Raw genomic sequence first — 21,765 nt, 5'->3', positions numbered from 1 at the left:
GTCCTTAATGAATTTTGCTGCCCAGGGTCACCACGCCGTCCGCTTTCTCGCGGCCCAGCCAACTGGTCCAACCGAGGCGACAGGCGTTCTGCTCACCGATGCGCAGTTCGCGGATTTCTTCCTGGCGCAACACCAGGCGGATGTCGTAATCGAGCGGGTCACGCAGGGTGAACCGCACCAGCGCGCAGAGCGGCTGGTAACCGAAACCGATCGGCAGGAATTCATGGAATCGCTGCCAGTCGAGTTCGGTGATGTGAATGCGGAATTTGCCGCTGCGGTCGCGCACGTGTTCGCCGAGCACAAGGTCTTCGCCGAGCACGCTGTTGGCGCGGCCCAAACGATTGCGCTGCTCTTCGAGAATTTCTACGCGGCGCTCGATGCACTGCTCGATGACCAGGTCTTCGTGCTTGAAGTAGTAACGCAGCACGGCTTCGATCAGCGCCGCCGAGTGCGCACGCAAGCTGAGCAGGCCGAGGTACGGCAGCAAGCGCTTCCAGTTGAGTTCCTTGGCCTTGCGGATCTCTTCGCCACCGAGGCCGATCAGGGCGAACAGCTGCGAGGAGAACGGGTCAATCGCGCCGCTCTGGAAGCTTGCGCGATAGCGATACTTGCGCCAGATCGGCAGCATCAGCCGTTGCAGGCGATGGTGGAACAGGTCGAGGAAATTGCGCGTCGGGTTGCCGTCCTCGCTGTCGCCCAGGGCTTGTTCGCCGTAGAACGCCGGCAACGGCGAACCCGAGCCGACCAGGCCAATCAGGTTGAAACGCATGCGCGCGCGCATCTGCCCGTGCTCTTCGAAAAACTCCACGCGATCGACGTCGCTGCGTGGAAAGCCCAGGCTCGGGTTGGCCTGAAACTCCACGTGGTCGTACAGATCGTCTTCGCTCAGGTGCGGGTGTGCCTCGCGCAGCCGGTCGATCACCAGCAGCACGGCCTGAAACAGCGAGTACTCGCGTATTACCTTGGTCAGCCCGCTTAAAGCAGGGGCTGCAGGCCCATACGTGGTGTCCATTGGTACACCTCTCCCTGTGTGCTTTTTACGCGCAGCTCATGGAATGAATTGAGACTGGCGTAAAGCGCGAAAAACTCGTTAAGAACCGAAGCGAAAACGAACAGGTCGCCTTCGCCGATATACCCTTCCGGGTCGATGGTCAGTTCGGTGCGCAAACCGCGCACCGGCAACCCACGGTGCAAGCGGTCGACGTGGTGATGCTTGATGTGCTTGAGGCCGCCGAGCAGGCGTTTGCTGACTTTCTCCGCGTGCTGGTCGTAGTAGCGCGGCAGGTCGTAGGTTTCGAGAATCACCTTCAACGCATTGACGTCGGCCAGCGACAGATAGTTAAGCGACATGTTGCTGATCAGCTTCCACAGGAAGTCACGGTTCAGCGGTGGCGCGAAACTGGAAGTCGCCGGGGTGATGTTGCGGAAACTGAGGAACTCCGGCGTCTCTTCGCAGGCCATGCAGATGTCGCCGAGCTTGAGCTTGCGCGGCAGGTTCTGGTTGGTGCAGATCAGCTCGATCGACAGGGTTTCGTGAGCTTCGGTGTGACGAATGCCGAAGCTCAGGTAGGTGTCGAGGCCGTCGTGCAGCAAGGACGAACGCTGGCGAATGCTGTAATGCGGACGGCTGTTGGGCACGTCGAAACTCGGGTCGTGCTCGAAGGATTCGAACGGCACGTACTCCTGATAACCGAGGCCGCCGGGCTTCCAGCCGGTCACGGTTTCGACCGAAAACACACCGCAGTTTTCCAGATCGTATTCCGCTGGCAGCAGCAGGTATTCGTCCTGCTTGCCGTCGAGGCGGATCGGCAGCGCGTCGTGGGCGAACAGGTTGGCAATCGGCGTGCAGAACAGCTTCACGTTATCCAGCGTCGGCCGCATGCGCATGATGCCGCTCTTGCGGATATCGAAGCGCAATTCGAGGCCGCGCATCTGCTTGAGGGTGTCTTCCGGCAGCGCGTTGATGATGTCCAGACCGTTGACGTCGACGAACAGGAATTTGTCCTGGAAGGCGAAGTATTCCTGCAGGTAGCGATAGCCGCGGAAGGTGTTCAGCGGATACGGGATCAACGCTTCTTCTTCGGCAAAGCCCACCGGTTTGACCCGATCACCGGGAATCTTGAACGCCATCGGCTTGCCGCTGACGCCATCGATCGGCTTGCCAGCGCCGTCGAGCGGGATCAGCTCGATACCTTCAAGGTTGCGCAGCAAGCTCAGATAAAGCATCTGGCTGATGTAGCGCTCACCGGCAAAGTGCAGACGCAGTTTGCTCAGCTCCAGCTCACCAAGGTGGCCGTCGGCGCTCATTTCCAGACGCAGGCTGAGCAGCGAGCCGTCGCCCTTCACCGAGTAATTCAGCGCGGCCAGATCCAGCGGCAGCACGTCAGTCGGGTAGCAGGTGCGGAAGCGGCAACGCACGTCTTCGATCGGCTTGCTTTCGATCGGCGTATCGCGCTCGACGCGCAATGCCGGCCCGGAACGCTTGAGCGGATCGAACTGCAAAATGCTGAACGCCGGCAGCGGACGCATGTAGTTCGGCCACAGCAATTGCATCAACGAATGGCTGAGCTCCGGCAGCTCGTCATCGAGCTTCTGGCGCAGACGCCCGGTGAGAAACGCAAAGCCCTCGAGCAACCGCTCCACGTCCGGATCCCGCCCGGCCTGCCCCAGATACGGCGCCAACGCCGGACTACGCTCGGCGAAACGGCGACCGAGTTGGCGCAGTGCGGTGAGTTCGCTTTGGTAGTAGTGGTTAAAGGACACGGGTTACCTGCCTGGTAGTGGAACTCATCAAAAAAATATCCTGTAGAGCGCGACCGTCACGCCGGCACAGACGTAACCGCCAATCAGGAGAAACGGCACAATCGAGATCCAGCCGTACGCCATGTAGGCATCACTGAGCTGACCGACGGCCAGACTGAGCAAGCCATACAGCATCCATGGCACGGCATAGAACGGGATGAACTTCACCGGCGCCCACCAAACCATCCGCAATGCCTGCTGCTCGTTGCGGCTCTGCGCCGATCGGGACATCCATAGCGAAAAACCCAAAAGCCCGGGAATTCCCCACCACAACAGGTACTGCCAATAAATCCCGGACGACTCGGGTGTTGAATACTCGCCATTCCACAGGTCATAGGAACTGATCGCCAACACCGCCAGCAATGGCCACCATAAGGCCGCCATGAAGAAGCTCAGTTGCGCACGACTAAGCATGAGCAGGGCTCGCAGGCGACGTCTGCCGCATCAGCGCAAGTCTTTCCCAACGCAGTTCAATCACCTGCGTGAGCAGAATCGCCAACAACGTGACTCCGCCTTGGGCCACGGTGTAGAACAGCGCACGTAGCGGGTTGTCCGGCACCATCATGAACAGAATCCAGGCAACCATCAGAGCGAGCAGACCGAGCTTGGCCCACAGGTTCGGGATGATCGCGGCCAGCGCGTTTATGCCAAAAAATATGTAGATGAACATGTAGTGGGCGATGCCAATCGCCACGCCACGGGTGGTGAATCCGCCGTTGAAAGCCTTGTAGGCCACAACCACTGCGTTATTCAGAAACACGTAGGCCACGCATCCCGCCGCGTGAATCGCCAGACAGAGTGCAAGACGCGCGTAGATATTCATCGCTGCGCCACTCCCTGTTTTTTCGACGTGATCGCCATCGCCGAATACACATAGAGTTCGACGCCGTCATAGCCGCCAATGGCTGCAGCGCTCAATGGGTAGCTGTCCCGTGTGCCGTATCGAACCCAACCCTCAGTCCACATTCCGCCATTCTCGTGGCGAATCTCGACGTAGTAGTCCGGCGCCTCGTTCCTGGTAACTTCAACGAATACCCCGCCATCCTCGGCGCCAACCCACAACGCGTTGGGATGAGCGAACAGCTTTGGTTCGGTCGAGCTTTCCATTCGCAACAGCAGCGCGAAGCCGACCAGAATCACCAGCAAACCAACCGAGCTGAGAAAAGCGACAAGACATTGCCAGGCTCTGAGTTTCATTGAGCCGACCCGAACATGTGCGTCATGGACAGAACGCCCCATCAGTAATGACCCATGAACGAACAGCTTTTTCTTCAGTTCTTTCGGTGCTTGCGACAGCCTTTCGCAACGTCTGCGCGTCGATGGTTTTGGTCGCCGTCGGGCTCTTGATCGACAGGCTGTACTGGTCGCTGATCTGACCGGCTACGTCCTCGCCGAACGATCTGTAGTTGGCGATAGTTCTGCGCTGATTTGGATTCAACACCAAGCGGCGGGCTTTATCGTCATAGTTGGAGTCATGCACCACGGACAATTCCAGAGGCACGCCACAGGTGTTCAGCAGGAAAACATTATTGCTGTAGACCTGCTGAGCGGCGTAGGTAGTCACTGGGATGAAAAACGTGAAAAACACTGCCCCCCCCGACATGGAAATCATCCTTGACTGTTTCATGAGCAGATCGATGCCTCGCTGATCATTTCTTCGTACCTTGTTTCGCACTGCACCATGTTTTGAAGTTCAGACGATCAAACCCCTGACAACCATTTGCTTTGGAAATAAAAATGTAAGGCGCAGCCGCGTCATAAGAAAAATAATAATAATTTTCCCCATCCTGACCGTAGATCCAATAGGAAGACGACCCTTGATTTATCTCATAAGGTTCAAAGGTGAGGATTGAAGATTCCGCAGGAATAAAATTAACGCCGTCCATTAACAGCATCAGCGAATTAGAGAAAATATTTGTCCACACGACAACCCCCACAGCCAAAATTCCGGCAGCAAGCGCAAGAGTGGTAGACGTCGAAAGTTTATCTTTCATAAAAATACAACCACGCCGTACCTGCTTTCGCTGCGTCTAACAACGTCATAGCATCGGTTGAATACTTTTCGGCAAGCGGCCCCGAACCGTTGTAGGAAGCAATCACCTTTTTCAGCTGGTCGGCGGTCAGCGCTCCAGAGTGACAGCGAGTCCCGGTAGCCCGGTCAACCAGTTCACGTAGATGGCCGGCGCAATAGTAGAGGTCTGCCTTCCAATCATCGCCCGGGATTCGCGTGTCCTGGTTCCAGCCAAAAATCCGGTACTGAACGTCTTCGGGCAAAGGTTTCTTGCAGTAATAGTTCTCTGTGTATTGAACGGACTTCTGCAATGTTGCCCTACTCATATTGGCAAAGCCGCTGGAGCCACCGGCCAACTTGTCCGGGACGGCATCGAAAGCCAAGTTATCAACAATCGCCAGTAGAGTGGTCAGCGACCGTTCGCCGAACTGCATGGTTTGAAGAAATTTACTGCCCTTAGGTCCATTCTCCTGCTGCAGAATAACCGCCAGCAAAATATGCGGGACGCCATAATATTCAGCCGCCTGCTTTATCCAGACACGAATTTCTGTATCAGAGAAACTTGCCTTAAGCATTTCTTTGGTTTTTGGCACGTACCACATAATTTGCAACGGAGAAGGCAGCTCGCCGGTATAGCTCGGGATGCTGTCGTAGCCAGCCAGCGTTGTGACTTCTTTTCCGTTACAGCGGCAAACCTGTAACTCTACCGGCGCAACCTCAGAGGTTTTTGTGCTCGCGGCCGCGCCAGCTGGCACATATTCCTGCCCATCCTTATTGATTTTTTCAGCCTCGGCCATGAACGAGTACTCCCTCAGCTCTCAATAAAAACTTCGATTTTTTCGGAAGCTGTATGGGCCTTCACGCGATGAGTCAGGCCCAACTCATTGGTGATTCCACTTTCGAGAGAACCATCCGCTCGACGGAGTAGGTATTTAGTATCGGCAAGCGGATTGCCCAGACCGTTCTTGAGCTGGAACTGAGCATCAAAGCCCGGAATGATCAAAGGCACTGGCGGCACAAACGCCACAGGCGAATGCGAGTTCCCGATGATCACCGTGCCAGAACCGGCGGTGACCTTGTTCCCATGCGAACCCACCGAACCGACCGTTGCAGCAGGTTTGCCGTTGATCAACACGGTCGTCGCAAGATCGCCGACCATCGCACCACCACACGCCGAGGCATCGCCTTGGCGGGCGGCCGCGAGGCCGTCGAAGAACACGTCGCCGGAACCGGCGGCGATCGGGTTTGTACCGTGGCCGGGAAGTGGGCAAGCGGTGGGGTCGGATACGCGTGCTGCTGGTTTGCCAGACATCGGGGATCTCCTTAGGTGACCTTCACTTGTCCGCTGCCATCCAGGCGCGCGGAAAAACTGACCTGACGCTTGAACCCTTCAACTTCCAGCAGGCCTTCGATGCTGAAGGCCAGGCGAAGTTGATCGTGGTCACGCGGCAGGGAAATGACACGCACGTTGCTCAGGCGCGGCTCGTAGGCTTCGATGAAGTTTTCGATGGCCAGACGGGCCTGACTCAGGGAGTCGTGCAGGCTCAGGCGCATGTCATTGAGATCGGGCAACCCGTAGTCGGCCAGCGTTTGCACGCTGCCGGCCCGGGTGCTGAGCATTTTGGCCAGATGGGCAGCCACTGACGCCATGGCACAAGCCTCAAGGCTGTTGCCCTTGCGTAGTTGCGCGTCGCCGTTGAGGCGTTCGAACAGGCTGCCGTATCCGTCCATGAGTCGCTCTTACTCTTTGTCCAGCTTGCCAACCAGCGACAGGGTGAAATCGGCACCCATGTACTTGAAGTGCGGACGCACGTTCAAGCTCACGCGGTACCAGCCCGGCTCGCCTTCAACGTCGCTGACGATCACTTGCGCAGCGCGCAGCGGACGACGGCCACGGACTTCGGCGCTCGGGTTTTCCTGGTCGGCGACGTACTGACGGATCCACTTGTTCAGTTCCAGCTCGAGGTCGGTACGTTCTTTCCACGAACCGAGTTGCTCGCGCTGCAGCACTTTCAAGTAGTGAGCCAGGCGGTTGACGATCATCATGTACGGCAGTTGGGTGCCGAGCTTGTAGTTCAGCTCTGCGGCCTTGCCTTCTGCGCTGATGCCGAAGAACTTCGGCTTCTGCACCGAGCTGGCGGAGAAGAACGCCGCGTTGTCGGAGCCTTTACGCATGGTCAGGGAGATGAAGCCTTCCTCGGCCAGTTCGTATTCACGACGGTCGGAAACCAGAACCTCGGTAGGAATCTTGGTTTCGATTTCGCCCATGCTTTCGAAGTGGTGCAACGGCAGGTCTTCAACTGCGCCGCCGCTCTGCGGGCCGATGATGTTCGGGCACCAGCGGAATTTGGCGAAGCTGTCGGTCAGCTTGGTGCCGAACGCGTAAGCAGTGTTGCCCCACAGGTAGTGCTCGTGGCTGTTGGCAACGGTTTCCTTGTACACGAACGATTTGACCGGGTTTTCTTCCGGATCGTACGGGTTACGCAGCAGGAAACGCGGCACGGTCAGGCCAACATAACGGGAGTCTTCCGAAGTACGGAAGCTCTGCCATTTGGCGAATTGCGGGCCTTCGAAGTGGTCTTTCAGATCTTTCAGATCCGGCAGGCCGGTGAAGCTTTCCAGACCGAAGAATTTCGGGCCGGCAGCAGCGATGAACGGCGCGTGCGACATGCACGAAACGCTGGCCACGTACTGCATCAGCTTCACGTCTGGCGAGCTTGGCGACATGTAGTAGTTAGCGATGATCGCGCCCACAGGCTGACCACCGAACTGGCCGTATTCAGCGGTGTAGATGTGCTTGTACAGGCCCGACTGCATGACTTCCGGCGAATCTTCGAAATCGTCCAGCAGGTCTTCTTTCGAGACGTTGAGGATTTCGATCTTGATGTTTTCGCGGAAGTTGGTGCGGTCGACCAGCAACTGCAGGCCACGCCACGACGATTCCAGAGCCTGGAAGTCCGGGTGGTGCAGGATCTCGTCCATCTGACGGCTGAGCTTGGCATCGATCTCGGCGATCATGCGGTCAACCATGGCCTTCTTGACCGGCTCACCGTTGTTCTGCGGCTTGAGCAGTTCTTCGATGAACGCCGACACGCCACGCTTGGCGATGTCGTAGGCTTCGTCGTCCGGAGTCAGACGGGTTTCGGCGATGATGCTGTCGAGAATGCTGTACTCGCCGTTGCCGGCGCTCTTCTCTTGTGCTGCGCTAGTGCTCATTGTGTTGGCTTCCTTGGCTGGAGTCTCAGGCGTCCGGGGCTGCGGCGTTCAGGCCCAGCTCACCGAGTACGCGACCGCGGGATTCGTCGTCGGCGAGCACGCCTTCGATCGCTTTACGGAACGCAGGTGCGTTACCCAGCGGGCCTTTGAGGGCCACCAGCGCATCGCGCAGTTCCATCAGTTTTTTCAGCTCAGGCACTTGCTCGACCAGGCTGGCCGGGTTGAAGTCCTTCATCGAATTGACGCGCAGTTGCACAGCCAGCTCGTCGGCCTCGCCATCTTCCTGCAGACGGTTCGGCACGCTCAGCGTCAGACCCAGTTCTTGCTTGGCCAACACTTCGTCGAAGGTCATCTTGTCGATGCTGATCGGCTTGCGATCTTCGATTTTGCGATCGTCCTTGCGGTGGGTGTAGTCACCGATTGCCAGCAGCTTCAGCGGCAGTTCAATCTCTTCCTGAGCACCGCCGGTGGCGGGTTTGAAGGTGACGTTGATGCGTTCCTTGGGGGCTACCGAGCCTTCTTTGGCCATGGCTTTTCTCCTTGCGGTTGTGGCCCTGGGGCCTATTCGAGTACCACTTCGAGGTCGAGGTGGCACAGCCTGCGATAAATCTCTTCCTTGCGTTCACGTACGGCATGGTTCTGCGGCAACAATTCGCAGCAGCTATGCAGTAGATGCAGCACTTCCAATGCAAGATCGGGCTCCCAGGCGTGCAGGCCTGAGTCCTGTAATGTCTGATCGAGGGTTTCCAGCTGGTTCTTGGCCAGTTCGTATTTCTTGGCCATGAAGCACAGCCGTGCGAGGGCGAACTGCCAGAAGAAGCGTTCGCGACCACCGTGGGCCGACTGCAAGCCTTGCTTGAGCGTCTGCACGGCAGGCTTCAGGCCTTCCTTGCGCAGCAGCGGCAGAACTTCTTCGAGGGCCTTTTCCCAGGCCGGCTGGGTTTCGACGTTTTCGCTTTCGACCTTGCGCGGCGCGCTGGCGCTTTGCAGGTGCGGCATGACGTTGGCGGCGATCCACGCCCGGGTGGACGGATCGGCAAACGGCGCGCCGTCATGGAAACGCAACTCGACAATGCCGGGCAGCCTTTGAACCAAAAGCGCGAAGTGGATTTCCACTTCGCGCATTGCCAACTCGGCGTTGAGGTTCTGGAGACACTCCCAGACCATCCTCTGGCCATCGAACCAGAACGGCGCCTTCGCCAGGCTCGCCTCCAGTTCCACCAGCAGGTCGGCGTATTTGCCCTGATCGAAACGGTCCTGATAGAGCTTGAGTTTTTCCAGCGGCAGGCCACGCAACACAGTGATCTGCTCGGCGTTGCGCTCCGGCACCGCGTCGATGGTCATCCACAGCAGCGTGCGATTGAGGCGCAGGGCGCGCAGGTCGGTGGCTTTCTGCTTGAGCCACCAGGCGCACAACGGACGGGCGCTTTCCTGTTGGGCGCGCAGGGCTTTGTGCGCCTCGCGCTCGTTGTCGATCGGTGCGCCGGGGGTGAGCAACTGGCTGGCAGCCTGCTTGACCTGCGCCACCGCCGCACCGACCACACCGGGGGCTGGCTGATTGTCAGCCGCGCGCTGGATCATGGTTTTCAGGCGACGGGAGATCGGCAGCAACAGCGGCGAGTCATCGCCCAAATGCTCAGCACACGCTGCTTCAAGACCGGACAGGTGCTCGGAGAGCTGCCGGAACATCGGCAACTGCTCTTTGATCGCAATGTTTTCGGTGATGACCTGCTCGAGACGCGGCACCAGCCAGCCGATGGCGGCGGCACGGGTGCGGGGTTTGAGCGGGTGGACGTCGGCCCAGTTATTTTCCGACAGATGGTGCAGCAGACCGAGGCCGGCCAGCAGCCCGGGGAAGGATTCACGCTGGTACAGCGACCAGGTCAGCCAGGCGCCGACACGCAAATCCTTGGATTGGGTACGCAGCAGATTTTCGCTGTTTTCGCGAATTTTCAGCCAGTCGATCTGCCCGCTTTCGTGCATCGACGAGGCTTTGGCCAGCTCGCTTTCCAGCGCCTCGAATTCGCTCGAAAAACGAACGTCTTCGCCCGCGAAATTCTCTTTGGAAACAGAGACTTTAGCGAGTTCGAGGTAATGGGCGGAAAGTTTGCTTGAGTAGGACATCCATGGCCTTTATTAAGGATTACAGTCAGGCGCCTATTGGAGTTACCGCGGCGCGGGACAGTATCGAAGAGCGGTGGTGCGACTCATCCAATTGAGATGTGCTCTTTCAAGTGGGCGCATCGTAATCACTATGATGGCCACTAGCAAGCATCTGATTAAACAACAAGACGAAGTGTTCATTGGGGTCTGTAGGAGATTGCCCTATATGTCACAAGGGAATCCCTGATAGTCATTTATATTCGCCACATTTCTCTCTCCCCAGCCAAAGCCCTGAGCCAGAGCGCTTCCGGGCGGCGAGACGACATCTTGCCGGACGCTCGTCCCATTACAGGGTGGCAAGCATGACAACTCTTGAAAAAAATAGAAGTAGGACACTTCCGAAAATGCATCAGCCTCTTTGAATAATTCAGCGAGGACAATGACGAACAGAAAAAGTGCCATCAATTTGATGGCAAAGTATTTTTGTGAAACTTTCACAGCCTCGTAAACACTGCACATTCGTGCTAACTCAATAAATACCGAAGTGGTCTCCTACAGCCCTTTCCTTCAATTCATACAGCGTTTTACAACCCAGAAGTCTCTGACAGATGACAGAGACACTTCTTACATCAATTTATTTCCCACACAGCTAGCGTGCCTTGGCAAATTTTTTTATGCGTGGCGATCAGGGAGGATCGAACACCGCGCAAAGACTCACTTTGCTTAAGGACAAGCCTATGTTCGGTACGGTCAATTGCGCACTGTTTACCCTGCAAATTCCTGCTTTTCGTCACGACTTCAAGGTGCTTTCGTTTAACGGCGTTGAAGCCATCAGTCAGCTGTATGCCATCCGTGTCGCACTGGTGAGCGAGCGGACTGATGTCGATCTGGAAGCGTTGCTAAGCCGACCTGCGTTCCTGCAATTCGGCGCCAATCAGGAAGGCATTCACGGGCGCATCGAAAACGTAATGCTGGCGGAGTCCGGCAAACGCCTGACTCGCTATGAGCTCACACTGGTGCCCGCGCTGCACTACCTGCAATTCAGTCGCGACCAACGGATTTTTCAGAACCTGACGGTGCCACAAATTGTTGCGCAGGTTCTGCAACGCCAGGGCATTCAGCCCGATGACTTCACCTTCAATGTCACCACCAGTCCGGTGCGTGAGTACTGTACGCAATACGGCGAAAGCGATTTCCGTTTTATCCAGCGCCTGTGCGCCGAGGACGGCATCGCGTGGCATCACCAGCACTCGGTCGACAGGCATTTGCTGGTGTTCAGCGACAGTCAGGTGTTTTTCCCAAAATTGGGAGCGACCGCTTTTCAGCCTGACAGCGGCATGGTTGCAGAACATCCGGTGGTCAATCACCTCACCATGGGCTTCAACACGCGCACCAGCACGGTCACCCGTCGCGACTATGACCTGAAACGCCCGAGCCTGTTGCTGGAGAGTCGCTTCACCGCCGAGTTCACGCCCGAACTTGAAGACTATCGCTATCCGCTGCTCATGACGTCTGAGAAACACGGCAAACGGCAGGTGCGCCATGCACTGGAGCGGCACCGCAGCGACTATCAATGGATTGAGGGCAAGAGCAATCAAGCGACATTGCGCAGCGGTCATCTTTTCGACCTGACCGAACATCCGCGACCGGACTGCAACGAGATGTGGTTGTTGTTGAACATTGCTCATGAAGGTAAGCAGCCCCAAGTGCTGGAAGAGGCTTTCAGCAGCGATGACAAAACGGCTGATGGCTTCACTCAAGGTTATCGCAACACTTTCAAGGCCATCCCGGCCGACGTGCTGTATCGCCCGCCGCTGCCAGCGCCAAGACCTGTGCTGGTTTGCCAGACCGCGCGAGTCACCGGGCCACCCGGAAGAGAGACGTTCTGCGACGAATACGGCAGGGTTCGCGTCGAGTTTCCATGGGACCGGGCAGAACTCGATAACGAGAAGAGCAGTTGCTGGATACGCGTTGCCTCCAGCTGGGCGGGGGAAGGTTTCGGTGCGATAACCATTCCGCGCATCGGCATGGAAGTGGTCGTGACCTTTCAGGAGGGTGATCCCGACCAACCACTGATCACCGGTTGCGTACCCAACAAGGTCAAATCCCCCGCCCACCCACTGCCGGCCAACGAGACCCGAACGGTGTTGCGCAGCCAGAGCTCTCCGCGCAATGGCGGATACAACGAACTGTCGATCGAAGACCGTGCAGGCCAGGAGAAAATCTACCTGCGGGCTCAGCGCGATCTGGAACAACTGATCCTTAACGACAGCCACAGCCTGATTACCCGCGACCGCTTCGAGCAAATTGGCAATGACAGCACCAGCCTGATCGAGGGCAAGACACTGCGCACCCACCACGGAGTGCGAAGTACGCAGATCAACGCCGATGATCTGCTGACCGTCAGTGGCATCAGCAGTCACTCGGTTGGAGCGCTGGTGATTCAGGCCGGCCAGCAGGCGCATGTCACCGCGAGCAGCGTGGTGATCGACGCCGGCATGAGCCTGACGCTGTCGGCGGGTGGGCACCACATCGTCATCAACGCCGGCGGGATTTTCAGCAGCGTGCCCATCGTCGAGGGCGGTGCGCCGTTGGCGGGCATCGCGCCACTCCAGCCGCTGCAGGCAGTGGGCGGCATCGCCCCTCCTGTCAGTGCCACACCGCTGTCGATCGTCAACAGTGCTCGCCAGCAAGCGGCGGATTATTGCCCGCTGTGCGAAGCCTGTGCGGCTGGGCAGTGCGGCCTGGGAGAAGTCGCATGAACCGGGTCGAACAATGGCTGCACGAACAGTCCCGCGCCGGACGTGATCTGTTTCTGATGCTCGACTCCGACGGTCAGAGCGAAGCACGCACCGCACTGGCCGCCGACCTCGGCACTGAGCAATTTCGTCATTTGTACGCGGGCACGGCGGCTGAGTCATTGGCGCAAACCGGTCCGCTGCTGCTTCGAATCGACACGGCACGCCACCCCGTCATCCAGACATTGCTCGCCACCCCCGAACGCCATTGGGGTTGGCTGGCCAGCGCCGAGCACGTAGATCTGGAGGATTTGGCAAACCATTGGCGCGACCGCGTGGTGACTGGCCAACGCCCCAATCTGGCGGTGTATCGCGTGCATGACAACCGCGTGCTCGGACGCGCGCTGGCGCATCTGCAACCCGAGCAATACGCAGCGTTGCTCGGGCCGGTCAGCAGCATCTGTTACTGGCATGCCGGGCAATGGAACGTCGCCGACAACCCGGCCCCCGGCGAACACCCGCTGCCCATCGACCCGCCATGGCTGCAGACGCCCATACCGGAGCTGATTTACGCAAACGTGCTGTTCGACAACGCCCGTCGCTATCTGGTGGGTGAGCACACTGAAGCGATGGCCAAGCTAGCGGAGCAACTCGACATGGATGACTGGCTGTGGGGACAGATTCAGCTGACGCGCCTGTGGGGCTGGCAGCAACCGGAGCAAGTGCACTTTTTGCTGGCCCAAAGTCTTCAGCTACCGGGGTATGTGCCGCCCAACTCATGGTTGCCCAAAACCGGAGAAGACTCGGCGGTGCACTTTGAGCGGGTGTATCAGCAGGTGCTGTATTGGCAGGAGAGCGGCCCCCTATGAGACGTGCATTTCAATATCTGGCACTTGGCAGTTGCACTGCATTGACCCTGGGTTGCTCTACGGTTGGTACGCCGAACACGTTTACCTTTGTCCCCGACTTTCCACCCAACTTCAAGTACGACCTGACGGCCACCTATGTGCCCACCAAAGATCAAACATGCTCGGTGCCGGGTGGAAAAGGTACTCAACTTGGGTTCAACAAAACCAACATGAAATACGAAAGCACCTCCGTAGTCCCGCTTTACAGAACCGTAAGCGACTGCCCGCTGGCGCTGAACCATGTGGAGATCAAGGTCATCGGTGTTTTTGGTCCGGAGCGAAGTGACAGCAGCTATGACTACGCCTCATTTGCCGTGCGTCCGGAGTTGCTGGAGCGACAAATGGGTACTTTCAGAGATGACGAGACAGCTGAGTTCTTCGGTGAGTGCATGTGGCTTTTTCGCACCGTCGGGCCGAAGCGTTACCTGATCAAACTGCTGACCTGCAAAAAAATGGATGCGCAGGGCAATGTCGGGCGAAGCCGTCCTTCCACGGCGTACACGCTGACTCAGCTAGCGGGGATAACCGTAAGGCTGAAGATCAAGTTGTCCGACGAGGAAGAGCCCTACATGGGTGACACATGGGTAAAGCAGCCAAATGGATGGAAGCGTTGCATGGGGAAAGGCTTCGAAGATCAACATGCTTTTTGTTACGGCAATCACAAGGACTTCAGCACCTTCAGGATGGTGGATGAACGGATCTGCACTATTTATCCGGGTTGCACTGAAAACAAGGACGAGACCCCATGACGGATCAAAAGACACCGCATTCGCAGGTGTATTACCCCCACTTCAAACGAGTCCTTCAATGTCTGGCATTGAACAGTTGCCTTGCTTTGACTCTGGGTTGTTCGGCTGTGGGCAAACCGAACACATTCACCTTTGTCCCCGACCTCCCACCTAACTTCAAGTACGAACTGAAAGCCATCTACCTGCCCCTCGAAGGAGAAACGTGCAGAGTCGCGGGAAAGCCGGATTTCTGGGTCAGCTTCAATAAACCCAATATGGAATACGTCAGCACTGCGGAAATTGAGCTGTACAAAACAGCGAGTAACTGCCCGCTGGTGCTGAACCATGTGGAGATCAAGGTCATCGGTGTTTTTGGTCCGGAGCGAAGTGACAGCAGCTATGACTACGCCTCATTTGCCGTGCGTCCGGAGTTGCTGGAGCGACAAATGGGTACTTTCAGAGATGACGAGACAGCTGAGTTCTTCGGTGAGTGCATGTGGCTTTTTCGCACCGTCGGGCCGAAGCGTTACCTGATCAAACTGCTGACCTGCAAAAAAATGGATGCGCAGGGCAATGTCGGGCGAAGCCGTCCTTCCACGGCGTACACGCTGACTCAGCTAGCGGGGATAACCGTAAGGCTGAAGATCAAGTTGTCCGACGAGGAAGAGCCCTACATGGGTGACACATGGGTAAAGCAGCCAAATGGATGGAAGCGTTGCATGGGGAAAGGCTTCGAAGATCAACATGCTTTTTGTTACGGCAATCACAAGGACTTCAGCACCTTCAGGATGGTGGACGAACGAATTTGCACCATCTACCCCGGCTGCACGGAAAACAAGGATGAGACCCCATGAGCATTGAACCGTTAGATCCAAACGTCGCAGAGTTTATGCAAGGCAGCATCCACGCCTGCCCAAGGCGCGGGCATTCGACGAGTTTTCAATTAGTGGACGAATTTGGTGATGGCAAACCCTACGCCGGGTTGACCTACGAAATCATTGATCACGAGGACACCGTTTACACGGGCAAACTGGACGCTAAGGGATCCGGAAATGTGAAAAACCATTTTTGTGGGCCCGTGGTACTTAAGCTCACTCATTCGTATCAAGGAAGAAATGATGATTACAGCGAGTTGATTCGCAGGAAACACTACCCCCTCCCCATCACTGAACTCCAAGTACGCGCCGAAAAAACCCGTTTTTTCCACAAAACAGGCGTACGTACCCAAGCCAACCCAGCAAAAGACCTCGCCGAAACCAATGCTTACTGCCAGATAGAAGTCAGCGAACTGGTAAACCACATTGCGCACTTGCCGCCTCTGGCCCTGCGGCGAGATCCACCGAACATGGTGGTGCATAAACTGATGCGCCCGGCGCCAAAATCCAGAAGCTTCGCCGTCGTCGATAGATCCGCGCTTGATGCCGGACTGAGCGTCCTCTTCAGTAAAGCGGATATGGCTACGGTCGAACTTGGATTCTTCCCACCGCCTCCCAAACCCGAGGGCATCGCCCTGTTGCCCAACAAACATCACGTGCTGGAAGTACGCCCGATGAGGGCACTACGGCCCATGCTGTCGACCGGCGACGAATTCTGCGCACTCAACCTCTATCAACTGTCATTGATGGCCACGCTGAGCTACACCGATTTCGGCCAAGAGCCGAACACCCAACCGGTGAGGACTGACAGCGTGACCTTCACCGTGCAACCCAGCAGCGGCCACTGGTTCGGCCATGCCCTGCCGCAGTTTGATGAACTGTGGAAAGTCGATGCCCTGCAAACGAAGAAGTTCTACCCCTTGTATGAGGAGGTGCCTTACTCGAACCGTCTGGAAGTGGTGCCGTTCGATCCATCGCTCTATCCCGAGGTAAACAGCCCCGACTTGGGTGATCAGCAGGAGCACCCGGCCAAACTGCACTTTTTCGATGATCGCGATAAAAACAACAGCACAGACACCCAAGCCTTCATCACCCATCACGACGAATTGATATTAATCAGCGTACGCGGAACCAGTGAAATAAAACCCGATGCGATGCGGGATGGGGATGCCTATCAGGTTCCTTTTGAAGAAGGAGAAGGCAAGGTGCACCGCGGATTCTACGGTGGTGCTCAAGCGGTTTACCCGTTTGTAGTGAGCTATTTGGAGCGATTCTACAGCGGCCAAAAACTGCTGATTACCGGGCACAGCCTGGGCGGGGCAATAGCACTTATTTTGTCGGAGATGCTGCGCCGGAATCAGCGCTATCTTCCGCAGATCGTTCTCTACACCTACGGCGCCCCTCGCGCCGGCGACACCACTTTCATCGACAGTGCCAAGGCGTTGATCCACCACCGCATCGTCAATCAGAACGACCCGGTTCCGAGCGTACCCGCCACTTGGATGAACACCTTCGCCAAACCAGAGCCGATGTATATCGCCAATGGAGCAGTGCTGGTTATTACCCCCGCCGCCGGTTTTGCCTTGCTTGTCTGGGGAATGACCAACTTCTTTGGTGACGATTACGGCCATCACGGGGCGCTGCGCCATTTCATGCCCGTAGTGTTTGGCAAGGAACACCAATCCTCCATTCTCTGGCAGCCGGGCTGCAGCATCATCAACGATCACGGCTGTGCCGAAGCCTTGCGAAATATCAATGGCTTGCCCAAGCGCGGCTCTTTTCTGAAGCAGCTCTTCGCGGCAGGCGATCACTCGATGGTCGGCAGCTACATCCCCGGCTGCTGGGCAAGCCTGCGCCGCTGGCAAGAGGCCCAGCAGCACAAACGCTCTTTGGTCACACCCCGGGAGTTCGAATGGGTCAGCGGCGCATTGGAAAATATCAGAAAGCAACTGCGTGCCGTTGAGCGCGAGATCCAGGCTCACCCCAGCGCCTATGTCCGTCACCAGGAAAGAAATCACAAAACCACGGTTCTCAACAATGAAATAGACAAAATCAAAATGACCCAGGCGCGCCTGGTCGACCTGCGCGGCCAGCGGGTCACCGAAGCCGACGTTTACGGCAGCTACGCCGACCAGCCCGAGTGGGTGCAGGAAAACCTGCTGCGCTGGAACGCTCACCCGGAAAACCTCGTTCAGGAACAACTGGCGATGATTCCGCCAGCCGCCGAAGACCACGATGCCGCTATTGCCGCAATGACCGGTGGGCATGCCGTTGGCGCGCCGTTTCAGCTGGATATTGATTCGATTGTGTAGTGGCTAAACAACGCGCGGGCAAACCTTGGCTATGCCAGAATCCAGTGCCAAAGAATTCGGCACCCTCTACAAAGGCTGGTAAGGAGCTTCACCTCATGGAATTGAAAGCCGTATTTTTCGTAGCACTTATGTGGCTGCCAACCACCCAAGCATCAGCGGACACCCCGTCACTGGACGGCCATTATTACCTGGTTGGCGCGATGGAAATGGGCGCTGAATTGCTGCTGCGCAAGGACGGCACCTTTGACGCGGGTGTGTCGTACGGCAGTGCCGACGGTTTTGCCAAAGGCAACTGGCAGGTGGACAAGGACATACTGACGCTGAAAAGTGCAACCAAGCCTGCTTCCGATAACGATTTGTCTGCCCTGTTCGAGGATCTGCAATTGACTATTGAGCCAAATTGCCTGGCCGTGGACTTCGGCAATGGCAAGGCCTGCTTCCGGCGTCAATAAGCCGATTTGCAGCCACAAAAAATGGGCACCCGACCGCAATCGGTGTGCCCATTTTTTATTACAGTGTTCCCCCGCTATTCAGGGGATCCGCCGCACTTATGGATTAACGCTGTCTTTCAACGATTTGCCTGGCTTGAACGCCACGGTGTTGCTGGCCTTGATTTTGACCGGTTCGCCGGTCTGCGGGTTTTTGCCGGTGCGGGCGCCGCGGTGGCGTTGCAGGAAGGTGCCGAAGCCGACCAGCGTGACGCTGTCCTTGCGGTGCAGAGCGCCGGTGATTTCTTCGAGAACGGCGTTGAGTACGCGGTTGGCCTGTTCTTTGGTCAGATCTGCTTTTTCAGCGATTGCAGCGGCGAGTTCTGGTTTACGCATTAGTGAAGCCCCTTTGACGGTTTTTTGTTGTTATGTCCGTGCTGTTCTCGTTGGAACAGCGCCCAAGGCGCCGCAGGCTCTACTCTGCGGCAGACGGGAGTGAGAATGGCACGCGGATACCGGCGGCGCCAGTCTCCCCGCGACCTTTGTAGGGGCAAAAGCGGGGTGATTCCGACAGAACGACCGGTATTTACGCCAGCAGGGCCGGAAGCTGTTTGTTCAGGGCGAGTTTTTCCATCACGGCTGCACCGGTCAGCGCGTAACCGAGCAATTGGCCGTCGGCGCTGTGGCACAGGGCTTTGACGTCAGCGCCCTGCCCTTCGACAGTCCAAACGCCCTCGCTGCCCCGTGGCGGTGGCGATACGACCAGCGGGCAGACCGGGGTTTTCACGGTGATCGGCATCGGGCCGTAGCTGACGGCGGTCGGGTTACCGGCGAGGGTTTGTGCCAGTGCTCGCGCACAGCTCATGAGGGGCATTACGTACAGCAGATTCAGCCCGTCGACCTCGGCGCAGTCGCCCAAGGCGTAGATATTGGCGTGGGAGGTTTTCAGGTGCCGGTCGACCACGACGCCGCGATTGACCTGTACGCCAGCGGCCGCCGCCAGATCGATGCGCGGACGCAGGCCAATGGCCGAGACCACCACATCGCAAGGAATGACCTGGCCGTCGGACAGATGCGCTTCGAGGCCGTCGGCGACTTTCTGCAATCGGGTCAGTACCGGGCCGAGATGAAATTTCGCACCGAGGCTTTCCAGTCCGGCCTGCACGGCAGCCGCAGCGGCCGGGTGCAGCAGCATCGGCATGACTTGCTCGCACGGCGCCACCAGTTGCACTTCGTAGCCGCCGAGGATCAGGTCGTTGGCGAATTCGCAGCCAATCAGACCAGCGCCCAGCAGCAAGACGCGGCGCTTACCGGCCGCTGCCGCACGGAAACGTGCGTAGTCTTCGAGATCATTGATCGGGAACACCAGATCCGCGCCATCGCCTTCGATGGGCACACGCACGGTTTCTGCACCCCAAGCGAGGATCAGGTCACGGTAGGCCACCGCTTCTTCACCGATCCACAGACGCTTGTGGCCGGCATCGATGCCGCTGATGCGCGTATGAGTGCGCACCTCGGCCTTCAACTGCTCGGCCATGGCGCCCGGTTCGGCCATGCTCAGGCCATCGGCGTCTTTGTTCTTGCCGAAACCGGTGGAGAGCATCGGCTTGGAGTAAGAGCGGCCGTCATCAGCCGTGATCAGCAGCAGCGGGGTTTCGCTGTCGAGTTTGCGAAACTCTCGGGCCAGGTTGTAGCCCGCAAGGCCAGTGCCAATGATGACGACAGGTGCGCTCATGCCTTACTCCTTTCGATTTGCTTAGTTGATTTCGATCATTTCGAAGTCCATCTTGCCGACGCCGCAGTCCGGGCACAGCCAGTCTTCCGGTACGTCTTGCCACAGGGTGCCCGGCGCGATGCCGTCATCCGGCCAGCCATCGGCTTCGTTGTAGATCAGGCCACAGACGATGCATTGCCACTTTTTCATTCAGGTACTTCCTCAGGGTTCAGGCTGGGTGCCGGCGCGGACGGTCGATGGGTGCTGCGCTGCCATCCGGCTCAGGGCGTTTTGTACTGATGGTGCCGGGCAGATGCAAGCCTGTTCGGCGCAACGGCGACCCGGATCAATCAATAGCGCAGCTCGCCATGGTAAGCTCGCCGCCTCATTTGCGGCCAATAATGACTCATTGTGCAACATTCAAATGCCTGCCCGACCCCGCTCTGGCTGACCCAAAGCCGACTGACGCCCCTCCCCGATTCGTTGACCCTCGACTGGTTGTTCGACGAAGGCTCGCTCACCCGCCGACTGACCCGGTTGTCCAATGACGGCTTCAGCGTCACGCCACTGTTTGAAGGCTGGGACACCCTGCGCGCTGACGAATGTGCCGCACTGGATCTGGCCGAGGGCAGCGAAGGCTGGGTGCGCGAGGTGTATTTGCGCGGCCACGGCGAGGCTTGGGTGTTCGCCCGTAGCGTCGCATCGCGCGCCGCTTTGCAGGGTGACGGCTTGCACATGGACGAACTGGGCAGCCGCTCGCTGGGCGAATTGCTGTTTTGCGATCAGGCCTTCCAGCGCCGCGCCCTCGAAGTTTGCCACTACCCTGAGGAATGGCTGCCGCCAGCCGCGAAAGCGCCCGAGCTGTGGGGCCGTCGTTCGCGCTTTGATCGTGGCGCGCTGAGCGTCCTGGTTGCGGAAATCTTCCTGCCGAGCCTGTGGACCGCCGCCCGCGCCCATCCGGAGAACTGCTGATGTATCAGAGCCTGCTCAAGTCCCTGAACCGCTTGAACCCGCGTGCCTGGGATTTCATTCAGTTGACCCGGATGGACAAGCCGATCGGCATTTACCTGCTGCTGTGGCCGACGCTGTGGGCGTTATGGATTGCCGGTAAAGGCTCGCCGTCGCTGGCCAATATCGTGATTTTCGTCCTCGGCGTGGTGCTGACCCGCGCCGGGGGCTGCGTGATCAACGACTGGGCCGATCGCAAGGTCGACGGCCACGTTAAACGCACCGCGCAACGGCCCTTGGCGGCAGGCAGGATCAGCTCGAAAGAAGCCTTGGTGTTCTTTGCGCTGTTGATGGGCGTGAGTTTTCTGCTGGTGCTGTGCACCAACGCACCGACCATTTGGCTGTCGCTGGGCGGTCTGGCGTTGGCGTTCACTTATCCGTTCATGAAGCGCTACACCTATTACCCACAAGTGGTGCTGGGTGCGGCGTTCTCATGGGGCATGCCGATGGCGTTCACTGCGGAGACGGGCGAGTTGCCGGCGGCGGCGTGGCTGTTGTGGATCGCCAATCTGCTGTGGACGGTGGGTTACGACACCTATTACGCGATGACTGATCGCGATGACGATTTGAAGATCGGCGTGAAGTCGACGGCGATTCTGTTTGGCGAAGCGGATCGAGTGATCATCCTGAGCTTGCAGGCGTTGTCGCTGGGTTGCCTGTTGCTGGCCGGTTCGAAGTTCGAGTTGGGGATGTGGTTCCATCTCGGCTTGCTGGTGGCTGCCGGGTGCTACGCGTGGGAATTCTGGTACACGCGGGATCGCGACCGCATGCGTTGCTTCAAGGCGTTTCTGCACAACCACTGGGCCGGGTTGGCGATTTTCGTCGGGATCGTGCTGGATTACGCGTTGCGCTAAACACCAATCAATGTAGGAGTGAGCCTGCTCGCGATAGCGGTGTGTCAGTTAACGAAAATGCTGACTGA

Annotated in this window: 24 protein-coding genes; 8 read left to right on the top strand and 16 right to left on the bottom strand. The window is 57.8% G+C overall.

Going from position 1 to position 21,765, the window contains the following annotated elements; translation table 11 throughout:
- Positions 1-4 precede the first annotated feature (4 nt).
- The 13 genes from tssG to tssA are packed head-to-tail and all read right to left on the bottom strand — an operon-like array spanning position 5 to position 10,153.
- Positions 5-1,012 carry a type VI secretion system baseplate subunit TssG gene (gene tssG, locus ACW9IR_RS04345; protein ID WP_457461844.1) on the bottom strand — a complete coding sequence of 336 codons (1,008 nt, stop codon included), beginning with the start codon at positions 1,010-1,012 and terminating at the stop codon, positions 5-7.
- Positions 976-2,763, bottom strand: coding sequence for a type VI secretion system baseplate subunit TssF (gene tssF, locus ACW9IR_RS04340; RefSeq protein WP_007920286.1), 1,788 nt, complete (start codon positions 2,761-2,763; stop codon positions 976-978). Before tssF ends, tssG begins: the two co-directional genes overlap by 37 nt.
- Positions 2,764-2,790: 27 nt before the next feature.
- Positions 2,791-3,216: a hypothetical protein gene (locus ACW9IR_RS04335; protein WP_110718143.1), complete on the bottom strand. Its 426-nt coding sequence runs from the start codon at positions 3,214-3,216 to the stop codon at positions 2,791-2,793.
- On the bottom strand, positions 3,209-3,625 hold the full coding sequence (locus ACW9IR_RS04330) for a hypothetical protein (protein WP_110718144.1): 417 nt from the start codon (positions 3,623-3,625) through the stop codon (positions 3,209-3,211). The genes ACW9IR_RS04335 and ACW9IR_RS04330 overlap by 8 nt, the downstream gene beginning before the upstream one ends.
- Positions 3,622-3,999 carry a hypothetical protein gene (locus tag ACW9IR_RS04325; protein WP_457461841.1) on the bottom strand — a complete coding sequence of 126 codons (378 nt, stop codon included), beginning with the start codon at positions 3,997-3,999 and terminating at the stop codon, positions 3,622-3,624. Before ACW9IR_RS04325 ends, ACW9IR_RS04330 begins: the two co-directional genes overlap by 4 nt.
- A gap of 22 nt (positions 4,000-4,021) precedes the next feature.
- Entirely contained in the window at positions 4,022-4,429 is a 408-nt protein-coding gene (locus ACW9IR_RS04320; RefSeq protein ID WP_258014195.1) for a hypothetical protein, read from the bottom strand.
- 22 nt (positions 4,430-4,451) lie between these two features.
- Positions 4,452-4,796 carry a hypothetical protein gene (locus ACW9IR_RS04315; RefSeq protein ID WP_102901484.1) on the bottom strand — a complete coding sequence of 115 codons (345 nt, stop codon included), beginning with the start codon at positions 4,794-4,796 and terminating at the stop codon, positions 4,452-4,454.
- Positions 4,786-5,610, bottom strand: a complete 825-nt coding sequence (locus ACW9IR_RS04310) for a hypothetical protein (RefSeq protein ID WP_095119780.1) — start codon at positions 5,608-5,610, stop codon at positions 4,786-4,788. Before ACW9IR_RS04310 ends, ACW9IR_RS04315 begins: the two co-directional genes overlap by 11 nt.
- Before the next feature lie 14 nt (positions 5,611-5,624).
- Positions 5,625-6,125, bottom strand: coding sequence for a PAAR domain-containing protein (locus tag ACW9IR_RS04305; protein WP_095119779.1), 501 nt, complete (start codon positions 6,123-6,125; stop codon positions 5,625-5,627).
- 11 nt (positions 6,126-6,136) lie between these two features.
- Positions 6,137-6,544, bottom strand: coding sequence for a type VI secretion system baseplate subunit TssE (gene tssE, locus ACW9IR_RS04300; protein WP_007920274.1), 408 nt, complete (start codon positions 6,542-6,544; stop codon positions 6,137-6,139).
- A gap of 9 nt (positions 6,545-6,553) precedes the next feature.
- Positions 6,554-8,029: a type VI secretion system contractile sheath large subunit gene (tssC, locus tag ACW9IR_RS04295; RefSeq protein ID WP_007920272.1), complete on the bottom strand. Its 1,476-nt coding sequence runs from the start codon at positions 8,027-8,029 to the stop codon at positions 6,554-6,556.
- Between the two features lie 25 nt (positions 8,030-8,054).
- Positions 8,055-8,558 (bottom strand): type VI secretion system contractile sheath small subunit, encoded by a 504-nt coding sequence (gene tssB / locus ACW9IR_RS04290; RefSeq protein ID WP_003229587.1) that lies wholly within the window; start codon positions 8,556-8,558, stop codon positions 8,055-8,057.
- A 32-nt stretch (positions 8,559-8,590) separates the two neighbouring features.
- A complete protein-coding gene (gene tssA, locus ACW9IR_RS04285; RefSeq protein WP_038359349.1) occupies positions 8,591-10,153 on the bottom strand; it encodes a type VI secretion system protein TssA in 1,563 nt (520 codons plus the stop codon).
- A 716-nt stretch (positions 10,154-10,869) separates the two neighbouring features.
- On the opposite strand from tssA, the gene ACW9IR_RS04280 reads away from it, so the two are divergent.
- From ACW9IR_RS04280 to ACW9IR_RS04255, 6 genes are all read left to right on the top strand, one after another.
- Entirely contained in the window at positions 10,870-12,894 is a 2,025-nt protein-coding gene (locus ACW9IR_RS04280) for a type VI secretion system Vgr family protein (RefSeq protein WP_457461838.1), read from the top strand.
- Positions 12,891-13,739 carry a DUF4123 domain-containing protein gene (locus ACW9IR_RS04275; RefSeq protein WP_102901490.1) on the top strand — a complete coding sequence of 283 codons (849 nt, stop codon included), beginning with the start codon at positions 12,891-12,893 and terminating at the stop codon, positions 13,737-13,739. The genes ACW9IR_RS04280 and ACW9IR_RS04275 overlap by 4 nt, the downstream gene beginning before the upstream one ends.
- Positions 13,736-14,527 (top strand): hypothetical protein, encoded by a 792-nt coding sequence (locus ACW9IR_RS04270; protein ID WP_457461835.1) that lies wholly within the window; start codon positions 13,736-13,738, stop codon positions 14,525-14,527. The genes ACW9IR_RS04275 and ACW9IR_RS04270 overlap by 4 nt, the downstream gene beginning before the upstream one ends.
- Positions 14,524-15,360 (top strand): hypothetical protein, encoded by an 837-nt coding sequence (locus ACW9IR_RS04265; RefSeq protein ID WP_457461833.1) that lies wholly within the window; start codon positions 14,524-14,526, stop codon positions 15,358-15,360. Before ACW9IR_RS04270 ends, ACW9IR_RS04265 begins: the two co-directional genes overlap by 4 nt.
- Positions 15,357-17,693 (top strand): lipase family protein, encoded by a 2,337-nt coding sequence (locus ACW9IR_RS04260; protein ID WP_457461831.1) that lies wholly within the window; start codon positions 15,357-15,359, stop codon positions 17,691-17,693. Before ACW9IR_RS04265 ends, ACW9IR_RS04260 begins: the two co-directional genes overlap by 4 nt.
- Before the next feature lie 95 nt (positions 17,694-17,788).
- Positions 17,789-18,145, top strand: a complete 357-nt coding sequence (locus ACW9IR_RS04255; RefSeq protein ID WP_095119772.1) for a hypothetical protein — start codon at positions 17,789-17,791, stop codon at positions 18,143-18,145.
- A gap of 96 nt (positions 18,146-18,241) precedes the next feature.
- Here ACW9IR_RS04255 and ACW9IR_RS04250 read toward each other — a convergent pair whose 3' ends face one another.
- From ACW9IR_RS04250 to ACW9IR_RS04240, 3 genes are all read right to left on the bottom strand, one after another.
- Complete coding sequence (locus ACW9IR_RS04250; RefSeq protein ID WP_003213368.1) at positions 18,242-18,517, bottom strand: HU family DNA-binding protein; 276 nt, start codon at positions 18,515-18,517, stop codon at positions 18,242-18,244.
- A gap of 190 nt (positions 18,518-18,707) precedes the next feature.
- The gene (locus tag ACW9IR_RS04245; protein ID WP_457461829.1) at positions 18,708-19,856 is read right to left on the bottom strand and encodes an NAD(P)/FAD-dependent oxidoreductase; all 1,149 of its coding nucleotides are present in this window, start codon (positions 19,854-19,856) and stop codon (positions 18,708-18,710) included.
- A gap of 21 nt (positions 19,857-19,877) precedes the next feature.
- Complete coding sequence (locus ACW9IR_RS04240; protein ID WP_003437744.1) at positions 19,878-20,045, bottom strand: rubredoxin; 168 nt, start codon at positions 20,043-20,045, stop codon at positions 19,878-19,880.
- Positions 20,046-20,246: 201 nt separating this feature from the next.
- On the opposite strand from ACW9IR_RS04240, the gene ACW9IR_RS04235 reads away from it, so the two are divergent.
- Together ACW9IR_RS04235 and ubiA are read left to right on the top strand one after the other, a co-directional pair.
- On the top strand, positions 20,247-20,807 hold the full coding sequence (locus tag ACW9IR_RS04235) for a chorismate--pyruvate lyase family protein (protein WP_102902464.1): 561 nt from the start codon (positions 20,247-20,249) through the stop codon (positions 20,805-20,807).
- Complete coding sequence (ubiA, locus tag ACW9IR_RS04230) at positions 20,807-21,697, top strand: 4-hydroxybenzoate octaprenyltransferase (protein WP_095119769.1); 891 nt, start codon at positions 20,807-20,809, stop codon at positions 21,695-21,697. Before ACW9IR_RS04235 ends, ubiA begins: the two co-directional genes overlap by 1 nt.
- The last annotated feature ends 68 nt before the right edge of the window (positions 21,698-21,765 follow it).

The sequence above is a fragment of the Pseudomonas sp. SDT291_1_S447 genome (assembly GCF_054070155.1).
This window is presented reverse-complemented; position numbering and strand designations above follow the sequence as displayed.

Excerpts from the sequence above, each read along its gene's own strand:
- ACW9IR_RS04320 (WP_258014195.1), bottom strand. The coding sequence starts at position 4,429 with ATGAAACAGTCAAGGATGATTTCCATGTCGGGGGGGGCAGTGTTTTTC.
- ACW9IR_RS04275 (WP_102901490.1), top strand. The coding sequence starts at position 12,891 with ATGAACCGGGTCGAACAATGGCTGCACGAACAGTCCCGCGCCGGACGT.
- ACW9IR_RS04315 (WP_102901484.1), bottom strand. The coding sequence starts at position 4,796 with ATGAAAGATAAACTTTCGACGTCTACCACTCTTGCGCTTGCTGCCGGA.
- ACW9IR_RS04250 (WP_003213368.1), bottom strand. The coding sequence starts at position 18,517 with ATGCGTAAACCAGAACTCGCCGCTGCAATCGCTGAAAAAGCAGATCTG.
- ACW9IR_RS04260 (WP_457461831.1), top strand. The coding sequence starts at position 15,357 with ATGAGCATTGAACCGTTAGATCCAAACGTCGCAGAGTTTATGCAAGGC.
- ACW9IR_RS04330 (WP_110718144.1), bottom strand. The coding sequence starts at position 3,625 with ATGAATATCTACGCGCGTCTTGCACTCTGTCTGGCGATTCACGCGGCG.
- ACW9IR_RS04240 (WP_003437744.1), bottom strand. The coding sequence starts at position 20,045 with ATGAAAAAGTGGCAATGCATCGTCTGTGGCCTGATCTACAACGAAGCC.
- tssB (WP_003229587.1), bottom strand. The coding sequence starts at position 8,558 with ATGGCCAAAGAAGGCTCGGTAGCCCCCAAGGAACGCATCAACGTCACC.
- ACW9IR_RS04305 (WP_095119779.1), bottom strand. The coding sequence starts at position 6,125 with ATGTCTGGCAAACCAGCAGCACGCGTATCCGACCCCACCGCTTGCCCA.
- tssA (WP_038359349.1), bottom strand. The coding sequence starts at position 10,153 with ATGTCCTACTCAAGCAAACTTTCCGCCCATTACCTCGAACTCGCTAAA.
- ACW9IR_RS04280 (WP_457461838.1), top strand. The coding sequence starts at position 10,870 with ATGTTCGGTACGGTCAATTGCGCACTGTTTACCCTGCAAATTCCTGCT.
- tssG (WP_457461844.1), bottom strand. The coding sequence starts at position 1,012 with ATGGACACCACGTATGGGCCTGCAGCCCCTGCTTTAAGCGGGCTGACC.
- ACW9IR_RS04310 (WP_095119780.1), bottom strand. The coding sequence starts at position 5,610 with ATGGCCGAGGCTGAAAAAATCAATAAGGATGGGCAGGAATATGTGCCA.
- ACW9IR_RS04265 (WP_457461833.1), top strand. The coding sequence starts at position 14,524 with ATGACGGATCAAAAGACACCGCATTCGCAGGTGTATTACCCCCACTTC.
- ubiA (WP_095119769.1), top strand. The coding sequence starts at position 20,807 with ATGTATCAGAGCCTGCTCAAGTCCCTGAACCGCTTGAACCCGCGTGCC.
- ACW9IR_RS04245 (WP_457461829.1), bottom strand. The coding sequence starts at position 19,856 with ATGAGCGCACCTGTCGTCATCATTGGCACTGGCCTTGCGGGCTACAAC.
- tssC (WP_007920272.1), bottom strand. The coding sequence starts at position 8,029 with ATGAGCACTAGCGCAGCACAAGAGAAGAGCGCCGGCAACGGCGAGTAC.
- ACW9IR_RS04270 (WP_457461835.1), top strand. The coding sequence starts at position 13,736 with ATGAGACGTGCATTTCAATATCTGGCACTTGGCAGTTGCACTGCATTG.
- ACW9IR_RS04255 (WP_095119772.1), top strand. The coding sequence starts at position 17,789 with ATGGAATTGAAAGCCGTATTTTTCGTAGCACTTATGTGGCTGCCAACC.
- ACW9IR_RS04325 (WP_457461841.1), bottom strand. The coding sequence starts at position 3,999 with ATGAAACTCAGAGCCTGGCAATGTCTTGTCGCTTTTCTCAGCTCGGTT.
- ACW9IR_RS04335 (WP_110718143.1), bottom strand. The coding sequence starts at position 3,216 with ATGCTTAGTCGTGCGCAACTGAGCTTCTTCATGGCGGCCTTATGGTGG.
- tssE (WP_007920274.1), bottom strand. The coding sequence starts at position 6,544 with ATGGACGGATACGGCAGCCTGTTCGAACGCCTCAACGGCGACGCGCAA.